At 29.4% G+C, this 23,666-nt stretch carries 19 protein-coding genes; 11 read left to right on the top strand and 8 right to left on the bottom strand.

All coding sequences use genetic code 11. The features are described 5' to 3' along the window. Positions 1-31 precede the first annotated feature (31 nt). The gene (locus tag AC5LG6_RS00670) at positions 32-877 is read right to left on the bottom strand and encodes a bifunctional methionine sulfoxide reductase B/A protein (protein ID WP_498585440.1); all 846 of its coding nucleotides are present in this window, start codon (positions 875-877) and stop codon (positions 32-34) included. Between the two features lie 62 nt (positions 878-939). On the opposite strand from AC5LG6_RS00670, the gene AC5LG6_RS00675 reads away from it, so the two are divergent. After that, positions 940-1,278 carry a DsrE family protein gene (locus AC5LG6_RS00675; RefSeq protein WP_066157717.1) on the top strand — a complete coding sequence of 113 codons (339 nt, stop codon included), beginning with the start codon at positions 940-942 and terminating at the stop codon, positions 1,276-1,278. On the opposite strand, the gene bioA is transcribed toward AC5LG6_RS00675, so the two are convergent. The 5 genes from bioA to AC5LG6_RS00700 all read right to left on the bottom strand — a co-directional run bounded on the left by bioA (position 1,275) and on the right by AC5LG6_RS00700 (position 9,328). Further along, positions 1,275-2,546, bottom strand: coding sequence for an adenosylmethionine--8-amino-7-oxononanoate transaminase (gene bioA, locus AC5LG6_RS00680; RefSeq protein ID WP_498585441.1), 1,272 nt, complete (start codon positions 2,544-2,546; stop codon positions 1,275-1,277). The genes AC5LG6_RS00675 and bioA overlap by 4 nt on opposite strands. Next, the gene (locus AC5LG6_RS00685) at positions 2,543-4,483 is read right to left on the bottom strand and encodes an ABC transporter substrate-binding protein (protein WP_498585442.1); all 1,941 of its coding nucleotides are present in this window, start codon (positions 4,481-4,483) and stop codon (positions 2,543-2,545) included. Before AC5LG6_RS00685 ends, bioA begins: the two co-directional genes overlap by 4 nt. A 59-nt stretch (positions 4,484-4,542) precedes the next feature. Then, positions 4,543-6,075 (bottom strand): bifunctional phosphoribosylaminoimidazolecarboxamide formyltransferase/IMP cyclohydrolase, encoded by a 1,533-nt coding sequence (purH, locus tag AC5LG6_RS00690; RefSeq protein WP_498585443.1) that lies wholly within the window; start codon positions 6,073-6,075, stop codon positions 4,543-4,545. Positions 6,076-6,091: 16 nt separating this feature from the next. Further along, positions 6,092-8,305 carry a phosphoribosylformylglycinamidine synthase subunit PurL gene (purL, locus tag AC5LG6_RS00695; RefSeq protein WP_498585444.1) on the bottom strand — a complete coding sequence of 738 codons (2,214 nt, stop codon included), beginning with the start codon at positions 8,303-8,305 and terminating at the stop codon, positions 6,092-6,094. A gap of 63 nt (positions 8,306-8,368) precedes the next feature. Further along, a complete protein-coding gene (locus tag AC5LG6_RS00700) occupies positions 8,369-9,328 on the bottom strand; it encodes a L,D-transpeptidase family protein (RefSeq protein WP_236772634.1) in 960 nt (319 codons plus the stop codon). 79 nt (positions 9,329-9,407) lie between these two features. Here AC5LG6_RS00700 and AC5LG6_RS00705 point away from each other — a divergent pair, with 79 nt between their 5' ends. Next, on the top strand, positions 9,408-10,598 hold the full coding sequence (locus AC5LG6_RS00705) for a peptidoglycan DD-metalloendopeptidase family protein (protein WP_434262947.1): 1,191 nt from the start codon (positions 9,408-9,410) through the stop codon (positions 10,596-10,598). A 56-nt stretch (positions 10,599-10,654) separates the two neighbouring features. On the opposite strand, the gene AC5LG6_RS00710 is transcribed toward AC5LG6_RS00705, so the two are convergent. Further along, positions 10,655-12,238, bottom strand: a complete 1,584-nt coding sequence (locus AC5LG6_RS00710) for a nitrite/sulfite reductase (RefSeq protein ID WP_498585445.1) — start codon at positions 12,236-12,238, stop codon at positions 10,655-10,657. Between the two features lie 196 nt (positions 12,239-12,434). Between AC5LG6_RS00710 and AC5LG6_RS00715 the strand changes: the two genes are divergently transcribed. The 3 genes from AC5LG6_RS00715 to AC5LG6_RS00725 all read left to right on the top strand — a co-directional run bounded on the left by AC5LG6_RS00715 (position 12,435) and on the right by AC5LG6_RS00725 (position 15,974). After that, on the top strand, positions 12,435-13,523 hold the full coding sequence (locus AC5LG6_RS00715; protein WP_066221768.1) for a peptidase M42: 1,089 nt from the start codon (positions 12,435-12,437) through the stop codon (positions 13,521-13,523). Positions 13,524-13,543: 20 nt separating this feature from the next. Then, complete coding sequence (locus AC5LG6_RS00720; RefSeq protein ID WP_066167794.1) at positions 13,544-13,771, top strand: hypothetical protein; 228 nt, start codon at positions 13,544-13,546, stop codon at positions 13,769-13,771. Between the two features lie 88 nt (positions 13,772-13,859). Beyond that, the gene (locus AC5LG6_RS00725) at positions 13,860-15,974 is read left to right on the top strand and encodes a helix-hairpin-helix domain-containing protein (RefSeq protein WP_498585446.1); all 2,115 of its coding nucleotides are present in this window, start codon (positions 13,860-13,862) and stop codon (positions 15,972-15,974) included. 61 nt (positions 15,975-16,035) lie between these two features. Here the strand turns inward: AC5LG6_RS00725 and AC5LG6_RS00730 are convergent, their stop codons facing one another. Then, positions 16,036-17,850, bottom strand: a complete 1,815-nt coding sequence (locus AC5LG6_RS00730; protein WP_498585447.1) for a menaquinone biosynthesis decarboxylase — start codon at positions 17,848-17,850, stop codon at positions 16,036-16,038. A gap of 277 nt (positions 17,851-18,127) precedes the next feature. Between AC5LG6_RS00730 and AC5LG6_RS00735 the strand changes: the two genes are divergently transcribed. From AC5LG6_RS00735 to AC5LG6_RS00760, 6 genes are read left to right on the top strand one after another with little or no spacing between them, the layout of a single operon-like run. Continuing rightward, a complete protein-coding gene (locus tag AC5LG6_RS00735; RefSeq protein WP_066157752.1) occupies positions 18,128-18,490 on the top strand; it encodes an NADH-quinone oxidoreductase subunit A in 363 nt (120 codons plus the stop codon). Then, a complete protein-coding gene (locus AC5LG6_RS00740) occupies positions 18,481-18,996 on the top strand; it encodes an NADH-quinone oxidoreductase subunit B (RefSeq protein WP_066157755.1) in 516 nt (171 codons plus the stop codon). The genes AC5LG6_RS00735 and AC5LG6_RS00740 overlap by 10 nt, the downstream gene beginning before the upstream one ends. Next, positions 18,989-20,623, top strand: coding sequence for an NADH-quinone oxidoreductase subunit D (locus AC5LG6_RS00745; protein ID WP_141047808.1), 1,635 nt, complete (start codon positions 18,989-18,991; stop codon positions 20,621-20,623). Before AC5LG6_RS00740 ends, AC5LG6_RS00745 begins: the two co-directional genes overlap by 8 nt. Beyond that, positions 20,623-21,108 carry an NADH-quinone oxidoreductase subunit NuoE family protein gene (locus tag AC5LG6_RS00750; RefSeq protein WP_066157762.1) on the top strand — a complete coding sequence of 162 codons (486 nt, stop codon included), beginning with the start codon at positions 20,623-20,625 and terminating at the stop codon, positions 21,106-21,108. The genes AC5LG6_RS00745 and AC5LG6_RS00750 overlap by 1 nt, the downstream gene beginning before the upstream one ends. Next, entirely contained in the window at positions 21,098-22,357 is a 1,260-nt protein-coding gene (nuoF, locus tag AC5LG6_RS00755; RefSeq protein ID WP_141047809.1) for an NADH-quinone oxidoreductase subunit NuoF, read from the top strand. Before AC5LG6_RS00750 ends, nuoF begins: the two co-directional genes overlap by 11 nt. Before the next feature lie 9 nt (positions 22,358-22,366). Then, the gene (locus AC5LG6_RS00760; RefSeq protein WP_066221753.1) at positions 22,367-23,653 is read left to right on the top strand and encodes a citrate synthase; all 1,287 of its coding nucleotides are present in this window, start codon (positions 22,367-22,369) and stop codon (positions 23,651-23,653) included. Positions 23,654-23,666 lie beyond the last annotated feature (13 nt).

A 23,666-nucleotide genomic window follows, 5' to 3' on the forward strand; every position in this document is an offset into this window, starting at 1 on the left:
TATAATAATTTTTTAAAAATTTAACTCTATTTTAAAAAACTTTTCTATAACTATGACAATATGGAGTTTTTCCACTCTTATTATAATAGTTTTGATGATAACTCTCTGCTTTATAAAATTTAACTTTTGGTCTTAAAGTTGTAGCAACTTTGTAAGATTTTTTATTTAATTGTTCAATTAACTCTTCTGCTATATTTTTTTGATTTTCATCACAATAAAAAATTGCACTTAAATATTGAGTTCCTATATCTGGACCTTGTCCATTTGTTTGAGTAAAATCATGAATTTCAAAAAAAAGTTTTGCCAAAGTTTCATAACTTACAATACTTTCATCAAAAATAACTTCTACAACTTCTAAATGTCCACTAAAACCACCACAAACTATCTCATATGTAGGATTTTCTATATCTCCACCCATATATCCTGAAACTACTTCTAAAACTCCTATTTGTTTTTGAAACAAAAATTCTACTCCCCAAAAACAACCAGCTGCGAAATATGCTTTTTTCAAATTTTCTTTTTTTGATTTAAAATTCAAAGATAGAGAGTTTACACAATGTCTTATATTTTTTGAAGTAAAACCCTCTCCTTCAAAAATATGTCCTAAATGTCCACCACATTTTTGACAAACAATCTCAACTCTTCTTCCATCAATATCTGGAACTTTTTTAATAGCACCAACTATCTCATCGTCAAAACTTGGCCATCCACAAGATGATTTGAACTTATCTTCACTTTTATACAAAGGTGCATTACATTTTTTACAAAGATAAACTCCCTCTTCATAAAAATCATTATAAATACCACTAAATGGATATTCTGTACCTTTTTGCTCTATTATATACTTCTCATCTTGCGTTAAATTATTATATTTCATAGATTTATTTCCTTTAAAATAGTATTATACAAGTTTAAAGATTATAAAAAAAGGGAATTTAAATGAAAGAAAATTTACTTATCGTTTGGACCAATGGAGATATTGAAGTTGCAAATAACTTTCCACTTCTATATTCAAGTGTAATTTTAGATAGACAATATTGGAAAACAGCACATTTAATGCTTTGGGGACCATCAATTTTACTCGTAAAAGAGACTTTTATTCAAGAAAAACTAAAACATATCTTAAGCACAGGTGTAACAATGAGTGCTTGTATAGTTTGTGTAGAAGATTATGGTGCAAGAGCTGAATTAGAAAAACTTGGTATTGAAATAACTCATACTGGTGAATTTTTAACAAACGCCTTAAAAGATGAAACTTTTTCTGTTTTAACTATTTAAGAGAGTTCTTCTAGATATTTTATTGCTTCTATCATGGTTTTTGTGATTTTTTTTAGCTCTTTTTTTGATATTGTATATGCAACGATAGAGTAAAAAAGTTTTCCAAAAGGACGAAGCCAAACTCCATTTTTTATACAATAATCTTGAAGTTGTGAAGCATAAATATCATCTTTTAGCTCTATTACTCCAATTGCTCCAATACTTCTTATATCTTTTACTAAAAAGCTATCTTTTACTTTTTCTAAATCTTTTTTAAAAATTTTCTCAATTTTTAAAATTTTTTTTCTCCAATCATAATTTAAAAGCTCATCAATAGCTGCATTTGCAACACTACATGCTAGTGGATTTGCCATAAATGTTGGTCCATGCATTAAAACTTTAATATCACTATTTGAAATAGCATCACTTATATCTTTAGATGTAATCATTGCGGCCATTGTCAAAGTTCCACCAGTAAGACCTTTTCCTATAGTTAAAATATCTGGTTTTATATTTGTATGTAAAAAAGCAAACATCTCTCCTGTATGTCCAAAACCAGTTGCAATCTCATCTAAAATCATCAAAATATCATATTTTGTACAAAGTTCTCTTACTTTTTCTAAATATTTGGGATTATATATCCTCATTCCACCTGCACCTTGCACAACTGGTTCAAGAATAAATCCTGCAATTTTTTCATGATTTATTTTTAAAGTTTTCTCTAAATCTTCCAAAGCTTTACTAAAATCTGCTTCAAATCCCAATTCTGGAGCCTCTACAAAAATATTAGAACTTAAATAGTCACCATATAAAGAGTGCATTGAATTTTCAGGATCACAAACACTCATAGCTCCTAATGTATCTCCGTGATAAGCATTTTTTAAAGCTAAAAATTTAAACTTCTCTTTGCCTTTTGCTTTTTGATACAAAATTGCTGTTTTTAATGCAACTTCTACTGAAACAGAGCCACTATCACATAAAAATACAGAGTTTAAACCAGTTATTTCTACAAGCTTTTTGGCTAGGTTTGAAGCTGGAGAATGAGTTAAACCTCCAAACATAATATGAGGCATAATTTTTGCTTGCTTTTTCAAAGATTTATATATCTTTTTATTGTTATAACCTAAAATTGCACTCCACCATGAGCTCATTCCATCAATTAAAATCTCGCCGTTTTCCAAAAAAATTTTGCAATCTTTTGTTTTTTTAACGCCCAAAATTGGACTTTTCGATGGTAAAGAGTTATAAGGATGCCAAAGATGGTTTTTATCTATTTCTAAATAATTCAATTTTTTATCTCTTCAAATATATTTTTAGTTAAAATAATTGTTGTAATAACACCTTTTTGTTCAATATTTTTATATTTAAAACTACAATTTTTCATAAAAATATCTCCATTTAAATGAGTCTTTATAATCTGATTTGACATATAAAGTCCTATTCCTGTTCCACTATATTGGTGTTTTGTAGTGAAATATGGTTCAAATACTTTATCTAAAATATCATCTTCTACTCCACCTGCATTATCTTTTATCTCTATTAAAATCCTATTTGGAAAGTTTTTTATTGATATAAAAATAACTCTATCTTTAATTTTTTTCTCAATAAAAGCATCTTTTGAGTTACTTATAATATTTATAAAAACTTGCATAAGCTCTGTTTCATATGCAGTAATATCAATATCTTCATATTCAAACTCAACTTTAATAGAGTTTTCTTTTAAAACTGTCTCTAAAAAGCTCAAGCTTTTTTCAATATTTTTTACCAAGCTAAACTTTGTTTTATCTTTTTGCGGTTTAAAAAAATATCTAAAATCATCTATTGTATCAGATAGATATTTCGCTGTATCTACTATTTGATCTATACTTTTTATAAGCTCTTCATCTTCTAAAATATTTAACTGTTTTTTTAATTTTAACCCACTAGCACTTGTACTAATAACAGAAAGTGGTTGTCTCCACTGATGAGCTATATTTTCTATCATTTGTCCCATTGCTACCATTTTTTGTTGTTGAGCCAAAATTCTATCTTTTTCTTGATGCTTATCTAACTCTTTTTTTATCCTTGATGCAAGCTTTTTATTCATTATTTTTAATCTATTTGTTTTTATATTTACAAGATTTTTTAATCTTTTGTTTAGCTTTATTATAAAATATTGTCTATAGACAAAAATAGCTGTAATAATAAAAATAATTAATATAAGTTTCCATAAAAATGCTAAATTAAAATGCTCTTCAAACTTAGAATATAACCATTTTTCTAGTCTACTTTTTTTATCATATCCTATAAAATTGTCTATTTTAAATTCACTATTTATATATCCCATAACATTGTACAAATCATATATTCTTTGAACTTTTTCTTGTTTCATATCTCCTAACTTATTATCATTTAAATATGATAACTTTTTTAACTCATTTGCTTCAAAAATAAGCTCATCTTTTGAAATATTTTGAGTATTATATTTTTCAAAAATAATATCAACACTTTTTTCTATATTACTATAGGCATATTCCCACCCTTTTAAAGATGATTTTTTAAATTTCTCAACAATATTATAATCATTGTTGTATTTATCAATATTTGTAATCAAAAAATCACTATACATATCAAAGCCATAATCTTTTGGATAAAAAATATTATATTTTATTTGCTCTTTTTGTAATATATATGGTGCTTTTGATGTATATGCAGAGATAATATCAACTCTTTTTTCTATCAAGTCATAAATATTGTGTGAATGTTCTACTTGAGTTATACTTTTTAAATCTATTTTACTAGCTGACAACATAGCTTTTAATGAAACTTCACTTCCATCATCTTTTGTTCTCATAAGTTTTTTATTTTCAAACTTTTTAAATGTATCTATTCCTGAATCTTTTGTTGTTAAAAGAACTAAAGGTGTTGCTTGAAAAATTGCTGCAAGAGCTATAATTTTTGGATATTTTGCTTTTTCAAGAATTAGATTTTCTCTTCCTATTGCGAAATCTACATCTCCATCATTTACCATTTTTGGAATATTCATACCTAAAGAAAATGGCAAAATATGAACATCAAGTCCAGCATCTTTGTAAAAACCTTGCTCTTTTGCCATATAATAACCAGCAAATTGAAACTGATCAAACCAAGATAGTTGAATTGTAACTTTTGTTAAATCTTTTGAATATAAATCTATATTTAAAAAGATTACTAAAAAAAGAAGTTTAAGATTTAAAAAAAGTCTCAATTTTTGCCTTTAAAATCTATACCAAAATATTTTGGTATAGATAATTTTAATATAAATAGTTAATGTAAAAAGTGTCTAATTCCTGAGAAATATAAAGCCATACCATACTCATTTGCAGCTTCTATAATCTCATCATCTCTAATACTTCCACCTGGTTCAATCACACACTTAACACCAGCTTTTTGTGCCTCATCAATACTATCTCTAAATGGGAAAAATGCTTCAGATGCTAGTACTGCTCCATTTACATCTAATCCCATATCACTAGCTTTTCTAAGTGCTGATTTGCTTGCATCAACTCTAGATGTCATTCCCATTCCAACAGCAACCATTGCAGAGTTTTTAACATACACAACACAGTTTGATTTTGTCAAACTTGCTATTTTGTAAGCTATTTCCATATCTTTTATCTCTTGAAGAGTTGCAGCTCTTGAAGACATAAGTTTAGAGTTTTTAACCTCATCATCTGCAACTTTATCAGCCTCTTGATATACAAAACCACCATCAACTCTTTTGAAATCAAAACTATCATTTGCTAGTTCTAAATATTTTGTTCCTTGTGAGAATAGTTTGATTCTTTTTTTAGTTTCAAAAACTTCAACAGCATCTGCAGTGAAATCTGCTGCAAAAACAACTTCAAGGAAAATTTCATTCATTTTTTCTGCTAACTCTTTATCAACTACTCCGTTTACAGCAACAACTCCACCAAATGCACTAACTGGGTCACATTTTAAAGCTTCAACATAAGAGTTTAATAGTGTATCTTTAATAGCAAATCCACATGGATTTCCATGCTTAACTATACAAACAGCATTATCTGTTCCAAAAGATGCAGCAATTCTAGCAGCTCCACTAATATCACCCATATTATTAAAACTTGGCTCTCCTTTGATTACTTTAAATTTATTTGAAAATTGAGATTCAAACTCATATAAAGCACCTTTTTGATGAGGATTCTCTCCATATCTTGTATCAAATACTTTAGATCCAACAATAAACTGTTTTGCACCAAAACCATTGTTAAATCTCTTATTCATATAGTTTGCAATCATAGAGTCATAAGAAGCTGTGTGTTCATAAGCTTTAATCATTAAATCTCTTCTAAACTCTACCGTATTTGTATTATTTTTAAGATTATTTAGTACTAAATCATAATCAGCAACATCTGTTACAATAATTACACTATCAAAGTTTTTAGCAGCACTTCTTACCATTGCTGGTCCACCAATATCAATATTTTCAATAATCTCTTCAAAATTAGTAGTTTTTTCAATTGTTGCTTTAAATGGATATAAATTTACACAAACTAAATCAATCCCTTCAACCCCTAACTCACGTGCCTGATCAAGATGAGATTGTTTATCTCGTCTATGTAAAATTCCACCATGAATATATGGATTTAGAGTTTTTACTCTACCTTCAAAACACTCTGGAAATTTTGTAACCTCATTTGCTTCAATTACAGCTATTCCCTCTTCTTTTAACTTACTATATGTTCCACCTGTTGAAATAATCTCATATCCAAGTTTCACAAGCTCTTTTGCAAAATTTACAACACCACTTTTATCACTTACACTAATTAATGCTCTCATCTTTTACCTTATTTTCTTATTGATCTTGTTCTATTACTTCTTTAAATCTGTTAAAGTAAACTTTGCTCAGATTATCTAACTCTTTAAAAATATCATTTACAATAAATTTATCTCCACCTGTTCTTCCAATAGCTACATAAGAAACTCTGTTTTTAGAAGCTAATTTCTCAAACTCTTCACAATTTTTTGGATTTACTTCAACTATTGCTCTACTTAATGATTCACTAAAAATATCTTTAGAATCATTTAAAGATATATTAGCTTCAACTCCAATATTTCCTACAACTGCCATTTTTGCTAAAGATATAGCAACTCCACCAAGATTTACATCTTTGGCACTTTTTAAAAGTTTTGCTCTGTTTGCTTCAATTACTGTATTCCATAAAGCTAACTCTTTTTCAAAATCAACTTTTGGATGAACTCCAGCAACTTTTCCATAAAGTTTTTTTAGATATAAACTTCCACCAAACTCACTATAAGTATCACCTAAAAGATATAGTACATTTCCACTTTCTTGAAGTTTTGAAGGAAGTACATTTTGCGCATCTTCATTTACTCCAACCATTGCAATTGATGGTGTTGGGAAAACACTAACTCCGTTTGTTTCATTGTATAAAGATACATTTCCACCAATTACAGGAGTATTTAATGCTCTACAAGCATTTTTAATACCTTCACAACTCTCTTTAAATTGCCACATAACTTCTGGATTTTGAGGATTTCCAAAATTTAGACAATCTGTAATAGCTTTTGGAACAGCCCCAGTCATAGCAACATTTCTACCACTCTCCATAACAGCAGCTGCTGCTCCTAATTGAGGGTTAATATAACAAAATCTTGTGTTACAATCAGCACTCATAGATAAAGCTTTACCAGTCTCTTTGATTCTAATTGTAGAACCATCCAAACTTCCTGGACCTTTTATAGTATTTGTTTGAACCATTGAGTCAAATTGAGAGTAAATCCAAGATTTATCTACAACTTCCATATCACTAAATAACTCATCAAAAGCAATTTGATTTGAAATTTGTTTATCCATATTCACATTTGCAACAGTTTTTAAATACTCAGGCTCACTTACAGGTCTATCTAAAACTGGTGCCTCTTCTGATACTGGTTGAACTGGAATATCAGCTACTTTTTCACCATGCCAAAATAGTTCCATGTTACCAGTATTTGTAACTTCTCCAATAACAGCAACATCTAGCTCCCATTTTTGGAAAATATCAATTATTTGTTGCTCACAACCTTTTTTAGCACAAATAAGCATTCTTTCTTGAGACTCTGAAAGCATAAAATCATAAGGAGTCATACCCTCTTCTCGTGCTGGAACTTTATCTAAGTGCATAATCATTCCACTACCACTTCTTCCAGCCATCTCAAATGAAGATGATGTAAGCCCAGCAGCTCCCATATCTTGAATACCAACAATTAAATCAGCTTTAAATAGTTCTAAACAAGCCTCTAAAAGTAGCTTTTCAGTAAATGGATCTCCAACTTGAACAGTTGGTCTTTTGCTTTCACTATCTTCAGTAAAAGAAGCACTTGACATAACAGCACCACCAAGACCATCTCTTCCTGTTTTACTTCCAACATAAATAACTGGATTTCCAATTCCCTCAGCTCGTCCATAAAAAATCTCATCAGTTTTTGCAAGACCTAAAGTAAATGCATTTACAAGATTATTTCCAGCATAACACTCTTCAAAACTTGTCTCTCCACCAATAGTTGGAACTCCCATACAGTTTCCATATCCACCAATTCCAGCAACAACACCTTTTAAAAGGTATCTATGTTTTTTTGCAGTTTCGCTATTACCTTCAATTGAAGCAAATCTAATTGAGTTCATACTTGCAACTGGTCTTGCACCCATTGTAAATACATCTCTTAAAATACCACCAACTCCAGTTGCAGCTCCTTGATAAGGCTCAATAAAGCTTGGATGATTGTGAGATTCCATTTTAAATACAGCAGCGTATCCATCACCAATATCTATTACTCCAGCATTTTCACCAGGTCCTTGAATAACCCATGGTGCTTTTGTTGGAAATCCACTTAAATATTTTTTACTTGATTTATAAGAGCAGTGCTCGCTCCACATTGCAGAGAAGATACCAATCTCAACATAGTTTGGTTCTCTTCCTAAGATTTTTTTTATATTCTCAAACTCATCTTTTGTTAAAGAGTGCGCTAAAGCTATCTCTTCAATATTCATATCTTTTTTTTGCATTTTTCGCCTTAAATATTTGTCAATTTTTAAGGCGATTGTATCTAAAAAGAGTTAAAAATGTTTTTAATCTTCAGTTAAAATTTGTACTTTATTGTTTGCAACTTCAAGAAAAAGCTCTTTTTTGCCAACAAACTTAACAGATGGGCTGTAATACTCTTCATCCATTACCGCTCTATATATTTTTTTACCCAAAGAGTTTGGATAAGGACTTATATCCATATTGTAAAGATTAATTATTTTATTCTCATTTTTAGCAAAGATTTGTTTTTTTTGATTTGCAAAAGTATTAAAATCACTTCTATCTGCTCTTTTAAACTCTTTTGAATAAAAAGATAAATACTCATTTATATTAGATGTTTTCCATGCATCTTTCCACTTATAAATTGAACTTAAAATAAGTGCTATATCTTCTTTTTTTGCTTTTTTAAACTCATCCCCACTAGTTATCAATACTGTTTTTTTATAATCAATATTTTTTTCTAACTCTTTTAGTTTTTCATTATTTAAAGCTAAACAACCTTGTGTATAATTTTCTCTATCTCCATTTAAAGGCATTCCATGTATCCAAATTCCATGACCTTTTTTATTTAAACTTTGGTCAAAATTATTTGGATATGAAGTAACAAGTGCTAAAGGTCCATAAAATTGGTCAAGTCCTGTTCTTTTTTGAACTAAATCATAAGAACCTTCTGGAGTTTTTTTATCACCCTCTAAATATTTATCACCAGCTTTTTCACCAATAATCATATTATCTTTTGAGATTTTTTTAAAATCATCTCCATTTTTTGCAAATACACTCATCTCTTTATTGTTTTTTTGTGCAACAATAACATACTCTTTTGTCTCATAAAAACCATAATCAACATTTTTATTTTCAAGATATTTTTTCCATGAATTTACATCTCTTAAACTCTTTTCAAGCTCTTTTTCTACTGCATTTATACCTTGAGTTCTATACAACTCTAAAAAATCTTTAGAAAAAAGATTTACTGATAAAAATACTACAATAACCAACTTTAACAATTTATGCTCCATTTTCTTTTTAAGTTTTGGGATTGTATAATACTTGTCCTAATTTTTTAATAAAAAGGGATTATAGATTTTGAAAAAAATTATTTTACTTATTTGCATTTTATTTAACACACTATTTTCGGCTCAAATAGAAGAACTTTCTTGGCAAAAAGGAGAGAGTTTCTTAACATTTTTAGAAAAAAATAAAATCCCTTTAAAATTATATTATGACCTAGATAAAGAGGATCAGGAACTTTGTAGTGAAATTCAATCTGGAAATAAATTTTTCTCATATACAGAAGAGGATGGAAGTTTAATACAAGCTTTAATTCCAGTCTCACTAGATATGCAAATACATATTTATAAAGATAGTTCAAATGAATATAAATTCCAAACTCTACCTATTAACTACACTGAAAAATCCGAATTAATAGCTATTCCCATAACAGAATCTATATCAAATGATATTCTAAAAGCAACAGGAGACGTTACAATAGCTGCTATTTTAAACACTCTATTTAGCAACTCAAATGCTGATTTTAAAAAGATGAAAAAAGGTGACTTTATAGCTATTGAATATAACCAAAAAACTTATATGGGAAAACTTCATGGTATGCCTGAAATAAATGCTGCTATGATTCAAATAAATGGAAAACCATTTTATAGATTTAGAAATAGCAAAGATGACAAATATTATGATGAAAACGGTGTTGGTTTTACAAAAACTTATCTATTTCAAATACCTTTGACATTTACAAGAATTTCGAGCCCATTTACAAACAAAAGATACCACCCTGTTTTAAAAAGATATAGAGCCCATTTGGGTACTGATTTTGCAGCACCTACAGGAAGAAATATATATGCAGCAAGTGATGGAAAAGTTGAGTTTGTTGGGACTCAAAGTGGATATGGAAAAACTGTTATTATAAATCATCAAAATGGATATAAGACTTTATATGCTCATCAAAATGGATTTGCAAAAGGGTTAAGACAAGGACAGATGATAAAAAAAGGTACACATATTGGATATGTTGGATCAACTGGACTTAGCTCAGGACCACATTTACATTTAGGAATGTATAAAAACAATGTTGCAATTGACCCAATGACTGTTTTACAAAGACCAAAATTTGAAGGACTTGATCCAAAAGAGAAACCAATATTTTTGGCAAATACTAAAGCTATTATCTCTAAGTTTAATAAGCAAATAGAAAATGATAACAGAACAACTCCAACAAGATTAGATAGAATTTCAGATAGAAGTATTATTAACTTATTTTAAAAATATTGCTTAAAAGTTAAGCTTTCAGTAGAAAACTCGACTTTAAAGCATAATTTTTATTCACTATCTTCTACAGAACCAACTGGTTGTAAAACTGCTAAATAGTCTTTAAATCTTTCTTGTCCCAAATTATCAGTTTTATAATCATTTATAAGTTTTTCTATATAATCAACAACACCAGTTGAAGGAACTTTTACACCAATTTTTCTAGCAATTCTACTTTTACTTGTACCTTCTAAATTTCCACCTAAAAGTACATCATACCCCTCAACTCTTTCACCTTCATGTCTAATCATAGCTCCAACAAATCCAATATCAGCAATTTGTGGTTGAGAACATGTATTTCCACAACCAGAAATAGCAATAGTTAAATCTTCTTTAAAACCTGGAAATCTATTTTCAAGCTCAACAACAACTTTTTTTGCAAACTCTTTTGTTTCAGTTATACCAAATTTACAGAACTCTTTTCCTGTACATGATTGTAATCTTGCTCTAAATGGATTTGGTGTATATGGATAACCTAAAGCTTCAAACTCATCTGCCAAAGATTGAACTACCTCATCTTTTACATCATAAACTACAAAATTCTGAGTTCCAGTTAATGCAACTCCACCAGCACCATATTTTTTACAAATTTCATAAAACTTTACAAAATCTTCTCCAGCAACTCTTCCTGAGTTTGTTGCAAATCCAACATAAGAGAGTCCATTCTGTTTTTGTCTATTGATTCCAAAGTGATTTCTATTTTCAAAAGATGCAACAACTGGAGCTTCTAAACCATCTTTAAGTTCGTATCCAATAGCTTTTTCAATCTCTTCTACAAACTTTTCTATTCCCCAGTCATTTAAAAGATGTCTAACTCTTGCTTTATTTCTATTGTCTCTATTTCCATTATCTCTAAAAATTTCTGCACAAGCAACTGCTACATCTAAAACTTGTTCTGGCTTTACATACTTATTTGCTCTTGTTGCTATTTGTTTTGATTTTGATAATCCACCACCAATAGTTAAATCAAATAAAACTTCATTATCTTCTGTTTTAAAAGCTGTAAAAGCAACATCTTGAATCTCATGTGCTGCACAGTGACATTTACAACCACTAATTCCTATTTTATATTTTCTTGGAAAATTACAAAATCTATCATCATTTTTATCAAAATATGAATCAACCTCTTTTAAAAGCTTTTGAACATCATAAATTTCACCTTCATCAATACCACTAACAGGACAAGTCATAATAGGTCTAGGACCATCACCAGATGCCATTCTTGAAGTTAAATTTACACTATTTAGTAAATCAAAAATAGCTGGAATATCTTTTATTTCAATATAGTGAAACTGAACATTTTGTCTTGTTGTAAAATCAACCAATCCTTGAGCATATTTTTGTCCAATCTCTCCCATAACTCTTAGTTGTTCTAAATTCATTCTAGCATCAACTAATTTGATTCTTTTCATAAAATATTTTTTATCTTCTAAACCATCTTTATTTATGTGAGGATACATTCCGTACCATTTTAAAAGCCCAATATACTCATCTTTCAAAGGAATTCCTTCTAATGCTTCTTTGTATAAATCGTCTATTACTCTAAGCGGATTTCTTGAAGCTTTTAAAAGTTCAAGTTCTGATAATTGTGCCATACTATTCCTTATTATAATTGTAATTTTTGTGTAATTATATCTCGAAAAGTTTAAATACAAATTAAAATAATCTTGATTAAATAACTATGGTAAGTTATAGATAAATTTAAGCTATTTTTTAGATTAATATTTAAAATATAGTTTATAATTCCACCACAGAATAAACTTTTATTCTATAAAACTTTAGGAGAATAGTTTGAGTGCTTCATTTTCAAATGAGCCAAAAGATTTTACTCTATTTTTAGATTTGCTAAAACAACTTATTCGAGTTCCTTCTGTTACAGGAGCTGAACACTCTTTTTTACTTTACTTAAAAAGAGAACTTGAAGAGATTGGGATAAAAACAGAGCATTATGATGGACTTTTAGTTGCTAGTGGAAAAGATCCATCAAATGGTATCTTAAGTGCACACATAGATAGACATGGTGTTATTTGTACCGGTCCAAATGAGTTTCAGTTTGCAGCTTTTTTAGCAAAAAATCGCTCTGATTTAAGAGGAAATTCACTTTCAGAACAAACTTTTCAACAAATTTCACAAAGATATATAAATCAAAATGTTCATGCTTACGAGCCATTTAGTGGAGGCTATTTAGGTATTGGTAAAATTACAGATGCTTTTTTAAAAGAAGAGATAAATAATCTAATATTTAAAATAGATGGGTTAAATCACCTACTTCCTGGCACTCCAATTGCCTTTGTAGATAAGCTTAAACAAAATGGAAATTTAATCTCTGCACAGCTTGATAATGTTTTAAGTGCAGCAATTATTTTATATCTTTATCAGCATGGATTTGCTGGAACTGCATTTTTTACAGCTCAAGAAGAAGCTGGTAAAAGTTGGAGGTTTGTTCATGAATGGTTTAAAAAAAATAAAATATCAACAGATAAACTAGTTGTTCTTGATACTAGTCCTTATGAAAGCAGAGAAGAAGCAGATAAGCAACTTATAGTTTTAAGAAATAAGGATGTAAATGCAAGATTTAAATCACCTCTTTTAAAGGAGCTTAAACAATTTTGTAAAAAAAATAAAATATCATTCTCTTGTAAAGACAAATTTATAATTGAAAAAAATAAACTAAGAGAAAAAGATGGGTTAAAGCCTCTTAGTATTGGAAGTACAGAGTTAGGAAGAATTGTTATGGAGTCGAATGGACAAATTCAAGGTGCAACTTTACAAATTCCAACTACTGGTTATCATACAGTTGATGAGACAGCTTGTGTTGAATCTATTAAAGCAATTATTTTTATTTTGAGTAGTTTTTATATAAAAACTGTTAATATTTAATTTTAAAAAAGAAGGGAAAAATGAATTTAGCTATTATTTATGAATTAAGAGCCGCTGATGTAAAAGAAGAACATATTGAGCAAATTATGGATAAAGTAAAAAATAGATTAAGTGAAGAGAATATCGATAAAGAGCTTGTAAAGTTGGGGTATCCTAAAATTTTTACTGTTGATTATAGTGAATATGATAGTTTTGATTATAACGATAGCTTTACACCAACTAGTAAAGCCTCTTTAAAAGAAGATTGAAAAACTAAAAAACCTTAAATTTTAAATTCATAAGCTTCTTGCTTATGAATTTAGCTACAATTTCCAAAAAAATAAGAAAAGAAAATTTATGAATTTAATACAACTACTACAAGATAAAACAAATCTACCTACAAATATTATTGAAAATATAATAAAACTTCTTGATGATGGATGCACTATTCCTTTTATTGCAAGATATAGAAAAGAGTTTACAAATGGTGCAAGCGATAGTGAACTTAGAGTATTTGAAGAAGTTTTTGAATATTCAAAAAAATTAATTCAAAGAAAAGATGAGATAAAAAATCTATTAAAAGAGAAAAACTTTTTAGATGAAAAACTAATAAAATTTTTAGATGAGGCTACCTCTTTACAAGCTTTGGAAGATATTTATTCACCTTTTAAAGATAAAAAATCTTCAAGAACTACAACTGCATTAGAAAATGGTCTTGAACCATTGGCAAATATTATTCAAAGTATGAGATATACAAAAGAGGAGTGCGAACAAAAAGCAAATCAATTTTTAAATGAAAATATAAAAACTATCAACGAAGCAATAAATGGAGCAAAAGATATAATAGCTCAAAGATATGCGGATGATTTTAAATCAAAAGAAGTTTTAAGAAATTTAATACAAAATTGGGGAGTTTTAGAAGTAACTCCTACAAAAGAGTTTGATAAAAATGGTCTTTATTCAAATTTTGCAAATATAAATGAAAAAATAAAATATATAAAATCTCATAGAGTTTTAGCAATTTTAAGAGCTGTAAATGAAAAGCAACTATCAATTAAAGTTGAAATTGATGAAAATCATATTTTAGATAATATTAAAAAATACAAAATTCCAACAAATGCTTCTAGCTCAAAAGAGTTAGTATTTGATGCTTACAAAGATGGTTTAAAAAGACTTCTTCTTCCAACTTTAAAAAGAGAAGCTATTTCAAACTTAAAAGAAAAAGCTGGAAGTGAAGCTATAGAACTTTTTGGAAAAAATCTAAAAGAGTTACTCCTTACAGCTCCACTTGTAAATCAAGTAATTTTAGGAATTGACCCTGGATTTAAAACTGGTTGTAAGTTAGCAGTTATTGATGAAAATGGGATTTTTTTAGATAGTGCAGTTATATATCCTACAAAACCCAAAGAGGATTTGATAAATTCATCAAAAATTGTAATAGAACTTATTAAAAAATATAAGATTACTGCTATTGCTATTGGAAATGGTACAGCTTCAAGAGAAACTGCAAATTTTATTGATGAGCTATTAAAAAATGAAGAGTTAAAAAAAGAGAATTTTGAAATAAAATATGCAATAGTTAGTGAAATTGGAGCTAGTGTATATTCGGCTTCAAAAATAGCTTCGCAAGAGTATCCAAATCTTGATGTAACAATAAGAGGAGCTATTTCTATAGCACAAAGACTAAGAGACCCAATGGCAGCTTTGGTTAAAATTGATCCAAAATCATTAGGAATTGGTCAATACCAACACGATGTAAATCAAAAAGAGTTAGAGAAAAAACTAGAAAACATAACTATAGATTTAGTAAACAAAGTTGGGGTTGATTTAAACTCTGCTTCATATAAGCTTCTATCTTTTATATCTGGAATTAGTGAGAAATTAGCTCAAAATATTGTAGAACATAGAGAAAAAATTAAAAAGTTTAGTTCAAAAAATCAACTTTTAGAAGTAAAGGGTTTGGGAGAAAAATCATTTATTCAAAGTGTTGGATTTTTAAGAATAAAAGATGGCTTATCTATTTTAGACAATACTGCAATTCATCCAGAGGATTATGATCTTGCAAAAAAATTACAAAAGAACTACAAAATTGAAGAGATAAAAGATTTTGAGAAAACTGCTCTTGAACTAAATACAACTACTCTAAAATTAAAAGATATTATAAACGAACTTTTAAAACCAGGATATGATGTGCGAACAGAGTTTAATCAAGTAAAATTTTCAAATGATATTTTGGATATAAATGACTTAAAAGAGGGATTTATTTTAAATGGAATTGTTCGTAATATAACTGATTTTGGAGCATTTGTAGATATTGGGCTAAAAAATGATGCCCTACTTCATATTTCACAAATTAGTCAAAAAAGAGTATCTCATCCAAGCGAAATTTTAAGTATAAATCAAAATCTTGAAAATCTAAAAGTAATAAGTGTAGATTTGGAAAAACAAAGGGTTGGTATTAGTTTAAAATAGATATTTAATTAATTTTGATAAAAAAAGCTATTTTACTAGCTCTTTTTATCTTTTTCTGTTCTTAATACAATTGATGTTTTTTTATAAACTCATCATCAATATCAATAATATTTCTCTCTCTTAAACTATCAATAACACTTTTTGTACAATTTACATCTCCTGGCCAACGTCTAGTAAATCCATCTAAAGAGTTTTTGTTTGTTCCATCAAGACAGATAGTATTTCCCTCTATATATAAATCTCTACTTGAATCCATATTATTTGTAACTCTCCATATTAGCATATATGGATTTTCTAAATCATTTGCTTTTTCATCAACAATTACTAAAATTTTTATATGAGAAAATAGAGCTTTTAACTCTTCAAAAAGATATTTTTGGCTTCTTGTTTTTTCTACACTTATAACACAAATTGGATTTTTTGTATCTTTGTAGTACTGTTTTAAACCTTTTATATCACTTGAAATATTTTTCATTTTACTTAAAAGCTCACTATCTTCTAAAAGAGTAATTCCTAACTCATCTATCTCATCACCTGTACAATCAAGTCCAAGTTTTCCACCAACTGCAAATTTAGGAGATGCATGATCAAGATGATCTGTAGCACCTCTTGAAACTAAAATATCATCAACATTAATTCTATTTAAAATATATCTTATTATCTCATCATGTGAAGTTAATTTTGGCGCATCAGAGTTTACAAAAATTGCATGTTTTACAAAACTCATCTGTCCTACACCCCAAAATGCATGCATCATTTGACTTGCATGTCCTGGATAAAATGTATTTATTTTTGCTAGTATTAAATTATGATAAACACCATTTTCAGGCATATAATAATCAACTAAATCAGGTGCAGTTGTTCTTAAAAGTGGTAAAAATATTCTCTCTGTTGCATAGCCCATATATTTATCTTCTAAAGGTGGTTTTCCTACAACTGTTGCTAAAAATACTGGATCTTTTTTGCTTGTAATTGCACTAACTTCCATAAAAGGAAACTCTTCATCTAAAGTATAATATCCTGTATGATCTCCAAAAGGACCCTCTATTTTTAACTTACTTGTATCAACAAATCCTTCTATGATGTAGTCATTGTCTTCAGGAACCCAAATATCATTTGTAATAGATTTTACAAGCCTTGCTGGAGAGTTTTTTACAAAACCATAAAGCATAAGCTCAAAAACGCCAATAGGAAGTGGTGCTTGTCCACACCATATATACATAGGATCTCCACCAATTCCAATACTTACAGGCATTTTTTTACCAGCTTTTTTATATTCATGGAAGAAGTGATTACTATCTTTATGTATTTGCCAATGCATTCCAAGAGTGTTGTCTGGAAAAACTTGAAGCCTATACATTCCTAAATTTTTAAGTTCACCATTTAAACTTTGAGTATAAACTTGTCCCATAGTAATAAATGGTCCAGCATCATCTTCCCAAGTTTTAATAACTGGCAAATCACTAAGTTTTGCATCAGCTCCTAGCTTTATAACCTCTTGACAAATACCTTTACCTTTAATTTTTTTTGGAATTGTATTTTTTAGTGAGAATAATTTACCCAAAGTTGATAATTTTTCACTAAAAGTAACAGGTGGTTTTAATTTTAATAAACTCTCTATTTCACTCCCTATTTTATCTCCATCGCCAATAAAAAGTTTAACTGCATCTTCATTACAAAAAACATTCATTAATACAGGTTCTTTAAACTTCTTACCATTTTTTCTATCTACTACATTTGTAAACAAAATTGCTTTTGAATCGGCTTTTTTAACCTCTACATAAGCAATATGTGGAATTTCTAAATTTATATCAAGTTCATCAGAAATTATTTTTAAAAGATTGTGTTTTTCTAAAAGTGCTATCGCTCTTTTCATTATTTTTCCTTTGGGTTTAAATAAGAATTTACTCTATCATCATCTTCTTTAATATCTCTTTATGTTCCTTTTTGTAGCAAATTAAAATTAAGTTTTAATTAAGAAAAACCTTATATTTTAGATATTTTATATATAGTGAATTTGTCAAGATTAGAAAGTATTACATTTTTTCACACTTAAGTTTTTAATTGATTATAAAACAGCTTTAAAATTGTTTAGTTTAAAAAATTTGTGTACAATCAAAGTCTGATTACAATTTATAAAAATAGGAAAAAAGATGTCTGCTGAATTAATGTTAGCATCTGCTATATTTATTGCCATTGGGGTGATTCTTGCAGTTGTTTTTATGCTTACCAAATTTATTGGTCCTCAAAATAAAGACTCTGTTCTTAAAAACAATGTCTATGAAAGTGGAGTTACAAATCCTGTTGGAACAACAAACAATAGATTCTCTGTAAAATTCTATTTGGTTGCTATCTCATTTTTACTTTTTGATGTAGAGGTGATTTTTATGTTTCCTTGGGCTGTAAATGTTGTTGATCTTGGAGTTGCTGGACTATTTAAGATGTTTATCTTTATGGGACTGTTATTTATTGGATTAATTTATATCTATAAGAAAAAGGCTTTATCATGGGATTAGGAGTTGAATCGAGTTTAGGAGATAGCATACTTACTACAAAGTTAGATGCAGCTATTAACTGGGGAAGGTCATATTCTCTTTGGCCTATGGCATTTGGAACAGCTTGTTGTGGTATTGAGTTTATGGCAGTTGCTGCTGCTAGATATGATGTTTCAAGATTTGGAGCTGAAGTTGTAAGATTCTCTCCAAGACAAGCAGATTTATTAATAGTTGCTGGAACTATTTCATATAAACAAGCTCCTATTTTGAAAAAAATTTATGAGCAAATGTGTGAACCAAAATGGGTAATATCTATGGGTGCATGTGCTTGTAGTGGTGGTTTTTATGACAATTATGCAACAGTTCAAGGTATTGATGAAATTATTCCAGTTGATGAGTATGTTGCTGGTTGTCCACCAAGACCAGAAGCTGTTCTTGATGCAATCATGAGAATTCAAGAAAAAGCTAAAAATGAGTCAATTATTAAAGATAGAGTTAAAGAGTATAAAGGATTTTTAGATGCTTAAATGTGATTTATTAGTTGATTCAAAAGATTTAAGAGCAACTCTTTTAAAATTAAAAAAAGATGATGATTTTACAATTCTTTTAGATATGACAGCAGTTGATTATTCAAAATTTCCAGACTCTACTCCATCAAGATTTGCAGTTGTTTATGTCTTAAGAAGTAGTGATTTTAAAAAAGAGACTACGGTAAAAGCATTTGTAAGTGATGAAACTTTAAGTGTTGATACAGTTAGTGATATTTTTCCTTCTGCAAATTGGGCTGAAAGAGAAGCTTATGATCAATATGGTGTAATATTTTTAAATCATCCAAATCTTAAAAGAGTTTTAAATCATAAACAATTTGTTGGTCATCCTTTAAGAAAAGATTACAAAATAACTCAAGGACAAATTTGTACAGAAACTGATGATTTAATGGATGAGATGTTACCTCTTCTTAAATCAAAAGGATATACAGATGAAGAGATTGCAGATTTAATGCTTTTAAATGTTGGACCTTCTCATCCAGCAAGTCACGGAACTATAAGAAACTTTGTTGCACTTGAAGGTGAAACTATAGCTGCTTGTGTAACTGAAATTGGTTATTTACATAGAGGTTTTGAAAAAGCTTGCGAGCACCACACTTACTCTCAAGTAATTCCATATACAGATAGATTAAATTACTGTAGTGCTATTTTAAATAATATCGGATGGGCAAAAGCTATCGAAGATATGATGAAAATTGAGATAACTCCAAGAGCAAAGATGATAAGAGTTGTTATTGGTGAATTAAGCCGTATAATTGACCACTTTGTTTGTAATGCTGCAAATATGGTTGATTTAGGTGGTCTTACAAGCTTATGGTACTTATTTGGAGCAAGAGATCAAGCTTATGATTTATTATCAAAACTTACAGGTGCAAGACTTACAAACACTTATACAAGAATTGGTGGTTTAGAGTTTGATTTATATGATGGTTTTGATAAAGATTTAGAAGAAGTTTTAAAAACATCTGAAAAAGCGATAGAAGATGTTCTATCTTTAATAGCTCACAATAAACTTTTCCATGATAGAACTCAAGACGTTGGAGTTATAAAACCTGATTTTGCATTAGCAAATGGTATTTCTGGACCAAACTTAAGAGCAGCTGGAGTTGCTCATGACTTAAGAAAAGATAAACCATATTATGGATACGAAAACTTTGATTTTGATGTAGTTATTGGAAGTCATGGTGATGTTTATGACAGAATGATGTGTAGATTTGAAGAGTCTATTCAATCTATAAAAATCATTAGACAAGCTATGAAAAATATGCCAGATGGTGCTATAAATGTTTATGCTCCAAATCTTGTATTACCAAATAAAAAAGATGTTTATGGAAACATTGAAGGTTTAATGAATCAATTTAAGCTTACATTTGAAGGAACTTTAGTTCCAAAAGGTGAGTATTATAGTTCAACAGAAGCTACAAATGGAGAGTTAGGTTTCTTTATTATAAGTGATGGAAGCGGAAGACCATATAAAGTTAAATGTAGACCACCATGTTTTTATTCTTTGGCTGCTTATTCAAAAATAGTTGAAGGTACTATGTTAGCTGATGCTGTTGTTACAATGGCTAGCTTGAATTTTATTGCTGGGGAGTTTGATAGATAATGAGTAGTTTTAAATATACACCAGAAAATGAAGCAAAATTTCAAGAGTATGCTTCTAGATATCCAAAAATTGACTCTTGTATGCTACCAGCTCTTTGGTTGGTACAAGAGCAAGAAGGTTGGGTAAGCCCTGAAGCTATGGTTTATGTAGCAGAAAAAGTTCAAAAAAGTCCAATGCAAGTATATGAAGTGGCAACTTTTTATACAATGTTTAACTTAAAACCTATTGGAAAATATCATATTGAGCTATGCAAAACTGTATCTTGTATGTTAATGGGTGCAAGAGAACTTAAAGCTTTTATAAAAGATACTTTAGGATTAGAACCTGGTCAAACAAGTGCTGATGGACTTTTTACTTTTAGTGAAGTTGAGTGTCAAGGTGCCTGTGGAGATGCTCCAATGATTGCATTAAACAATGTTTATCACGGAAAATTAACAAAAGAGAAATTAGAAAAAATAATTTGGGAGTGCAAAAATGATAACTAAAATAGTAAGTAAAAATTTTGATATCCCAAATTCACACAAACTTGAAGTTGCTCTTGCAAATGGAAGATACTCTTCAATAGATAAACTTTTCACTATGAAACCTGAAGAAGTTACTGCTGAAGTTACTGCATCAGGGCTACGAGGAAAAGGTGGAGGAGGAGCTGCATGTGGTCCTAAATGGGAACTTATGCCTCCAGTTGATGAAAGACCAAGATACTTAATTGTAAATGGTGATGAGAGTGAACCTGGGACTTTTAAAGATAGACAAATTTTCCAATACGATCCACATCTTTTAATAGAAGGAATTATCTGTACTTGTTGGGCAATTCAAGCAAATCATGCTTACATTTATATAAGAGGTGAGTATAAATTTTTCATTGATAGATTAAATGAAGCCATTCAAGAGGCTTATAAAGCAAAAATTATCGGTGATAAAATCATGGATAAATATGATTTTAAAGTTGATATTACAGTTCATAGAGGTGGAGGAGCATATATTTGTGGAGAAAAATCTGCACTTATTGAATCAATTGAAGGAAAAAGAGGACACCCAAGATTAAAACCACATGGAAAAGAGTGTGAGTGGTTTTATGGTGATCCTGCAACTGTAAATAACGTTGAAACTATATCGTCTGTTCCTAATATTGTTGAAAATGGTGCTGAAGGATACACAAAATATGGTACAGAAAAATCTCCAGGAACTATGCTTTTTGCAATCTCAGGACCTGTTAAAAACCCAGGTGTTTATGAGCTTCAATATGGAAATAAGATGATTGATTTCTTAAATGAAGTTGGTGGTGGGATGCTTGATGGTAAAAAGTTAAAAGCTGTTATTCCAGGTGGAACATCATGTCCTATATTAACAGCTGATGAAGTAGAAAAAGCTGTATTAGATTATGAATCAATGTGGGATATAGGTTCAACTTTAGGTACAGGAGGTATGATTGTAATTGATGATAGTGCATGTATGGTTGAAGTTGCAAAAAATATTATTGAATTTTATCATCATGAGTCGTGCGGACAATGTACTCCTTGTAGAGAGGGTTGTGGTTGGATTGATAAAATTATAAGAGATATTATAGAGGGTTGTGGCTCTTCAAATGATTTACAAACTATACTTGATGTTTGCGAAACTATGAATGGAAAAACAGTTTGTGTTTTTGCACCTGCTGTTAAAGATATTATAGCAAGTATTGTAAAAAAATTTAGAAGTGAATTTGACGCTTATATAAAAAATAATCAAAAATAAGGAGAAAAAATGGCAAAAAATACAATGACTTTCACAGATAACAGAACTGGTAAATCTTATGAGTACAATATTATTGATGGTACAAGAGGACCAAGTGTTGTAGATATTTCTACTTTTTATAAAGATTCAGGAATGTTTACATTTGACCCTGGATATACTTCAACAGCAGCTTGTGAGTCAAAAATTACTTTTATAGATGGTGAAAACTCTGAGCTAAAATATAGAGGAATTGATATAGCTGATTTAGCTGGTAAACACTCATTTTTAGATGTATCATATTTACTGATGAATGGAAGACTACCAACAAAAGATGAGTCAAAAAATCTTGATTTAGAAATAAGACATAGATCTTTTGTTGATGAGGGAATTATAAGACTATTTGATGCCTTACCTGATAGAGCTCACCCAATGGCAACAATGGCAGCTTCAACAATGGCACTATCTGCATTTTATAAAGACCACTTACATTTAGAAGATGAAGAAGAGTTTAGAACTATGCAAAATAGAATTATGGCAAAAATGCCAACAATTGCAGCTATGGCTTATAGAAACTCAATTGGAACACCTATGATTTATCCAGATATTGACAGATATTTCACAGAAAACTTCTTGTATATGCTAAGAGCATATCCAGGTGGAAAAATGAAACATTTAGCTGATGGTTCAAATCAAGAAATTAGTCAAATTGAAGTTGATGCTCTTGATGCTATTTTAACTCTTCATGCAGACCACGAACAAAATGCTTCTACAACAACAGTTAGAAATGTTGGTTCAACTGAAGCTCACCCATATGTTGCAATAGCTTCTGGTATTTCAGCACTTTGGGGTGCAGCTCATGGTGGAGCAAATGAAAAAGTTATGGATCAGTTAAGAATGATTGGTGATGTAAAAAATGTTCCTAGCTTTATAGCAAAAGCTAAAGACAAAAATGATCCATTTAGATTAATGGGATTCGGACATAGAGTTTATAAAAACAGAGACCCTAGAGCTGAAACATTAAAAGGTTTACAAGATCAATTAAGAGAGAAATTGAACTTAGATTCTAAACTTCTTGATATTGCAAAAGCAGTTGAAGAAGCAGCTTTAAGTGATGATTATTTTAAAGAAAGAGGTCTATATCCAAATATTGATTTCTATTCAGGAGTAATTTTAACAGCACTTAAAATTCCAGTAGAGATGTTTACACCGATTTTCGTTATAGGAAGAACTCCAGGATGGATTGCTCAATGGGCAGAGTTTAAAAGAGATCCAAAACATAAAATTGCTAGACCTAGACAATTATATACAGGTAAATAAAAAATAAGGGGAT

Source organism: Arcobacter thermotolerans (genome assembly GCF_983172305.1).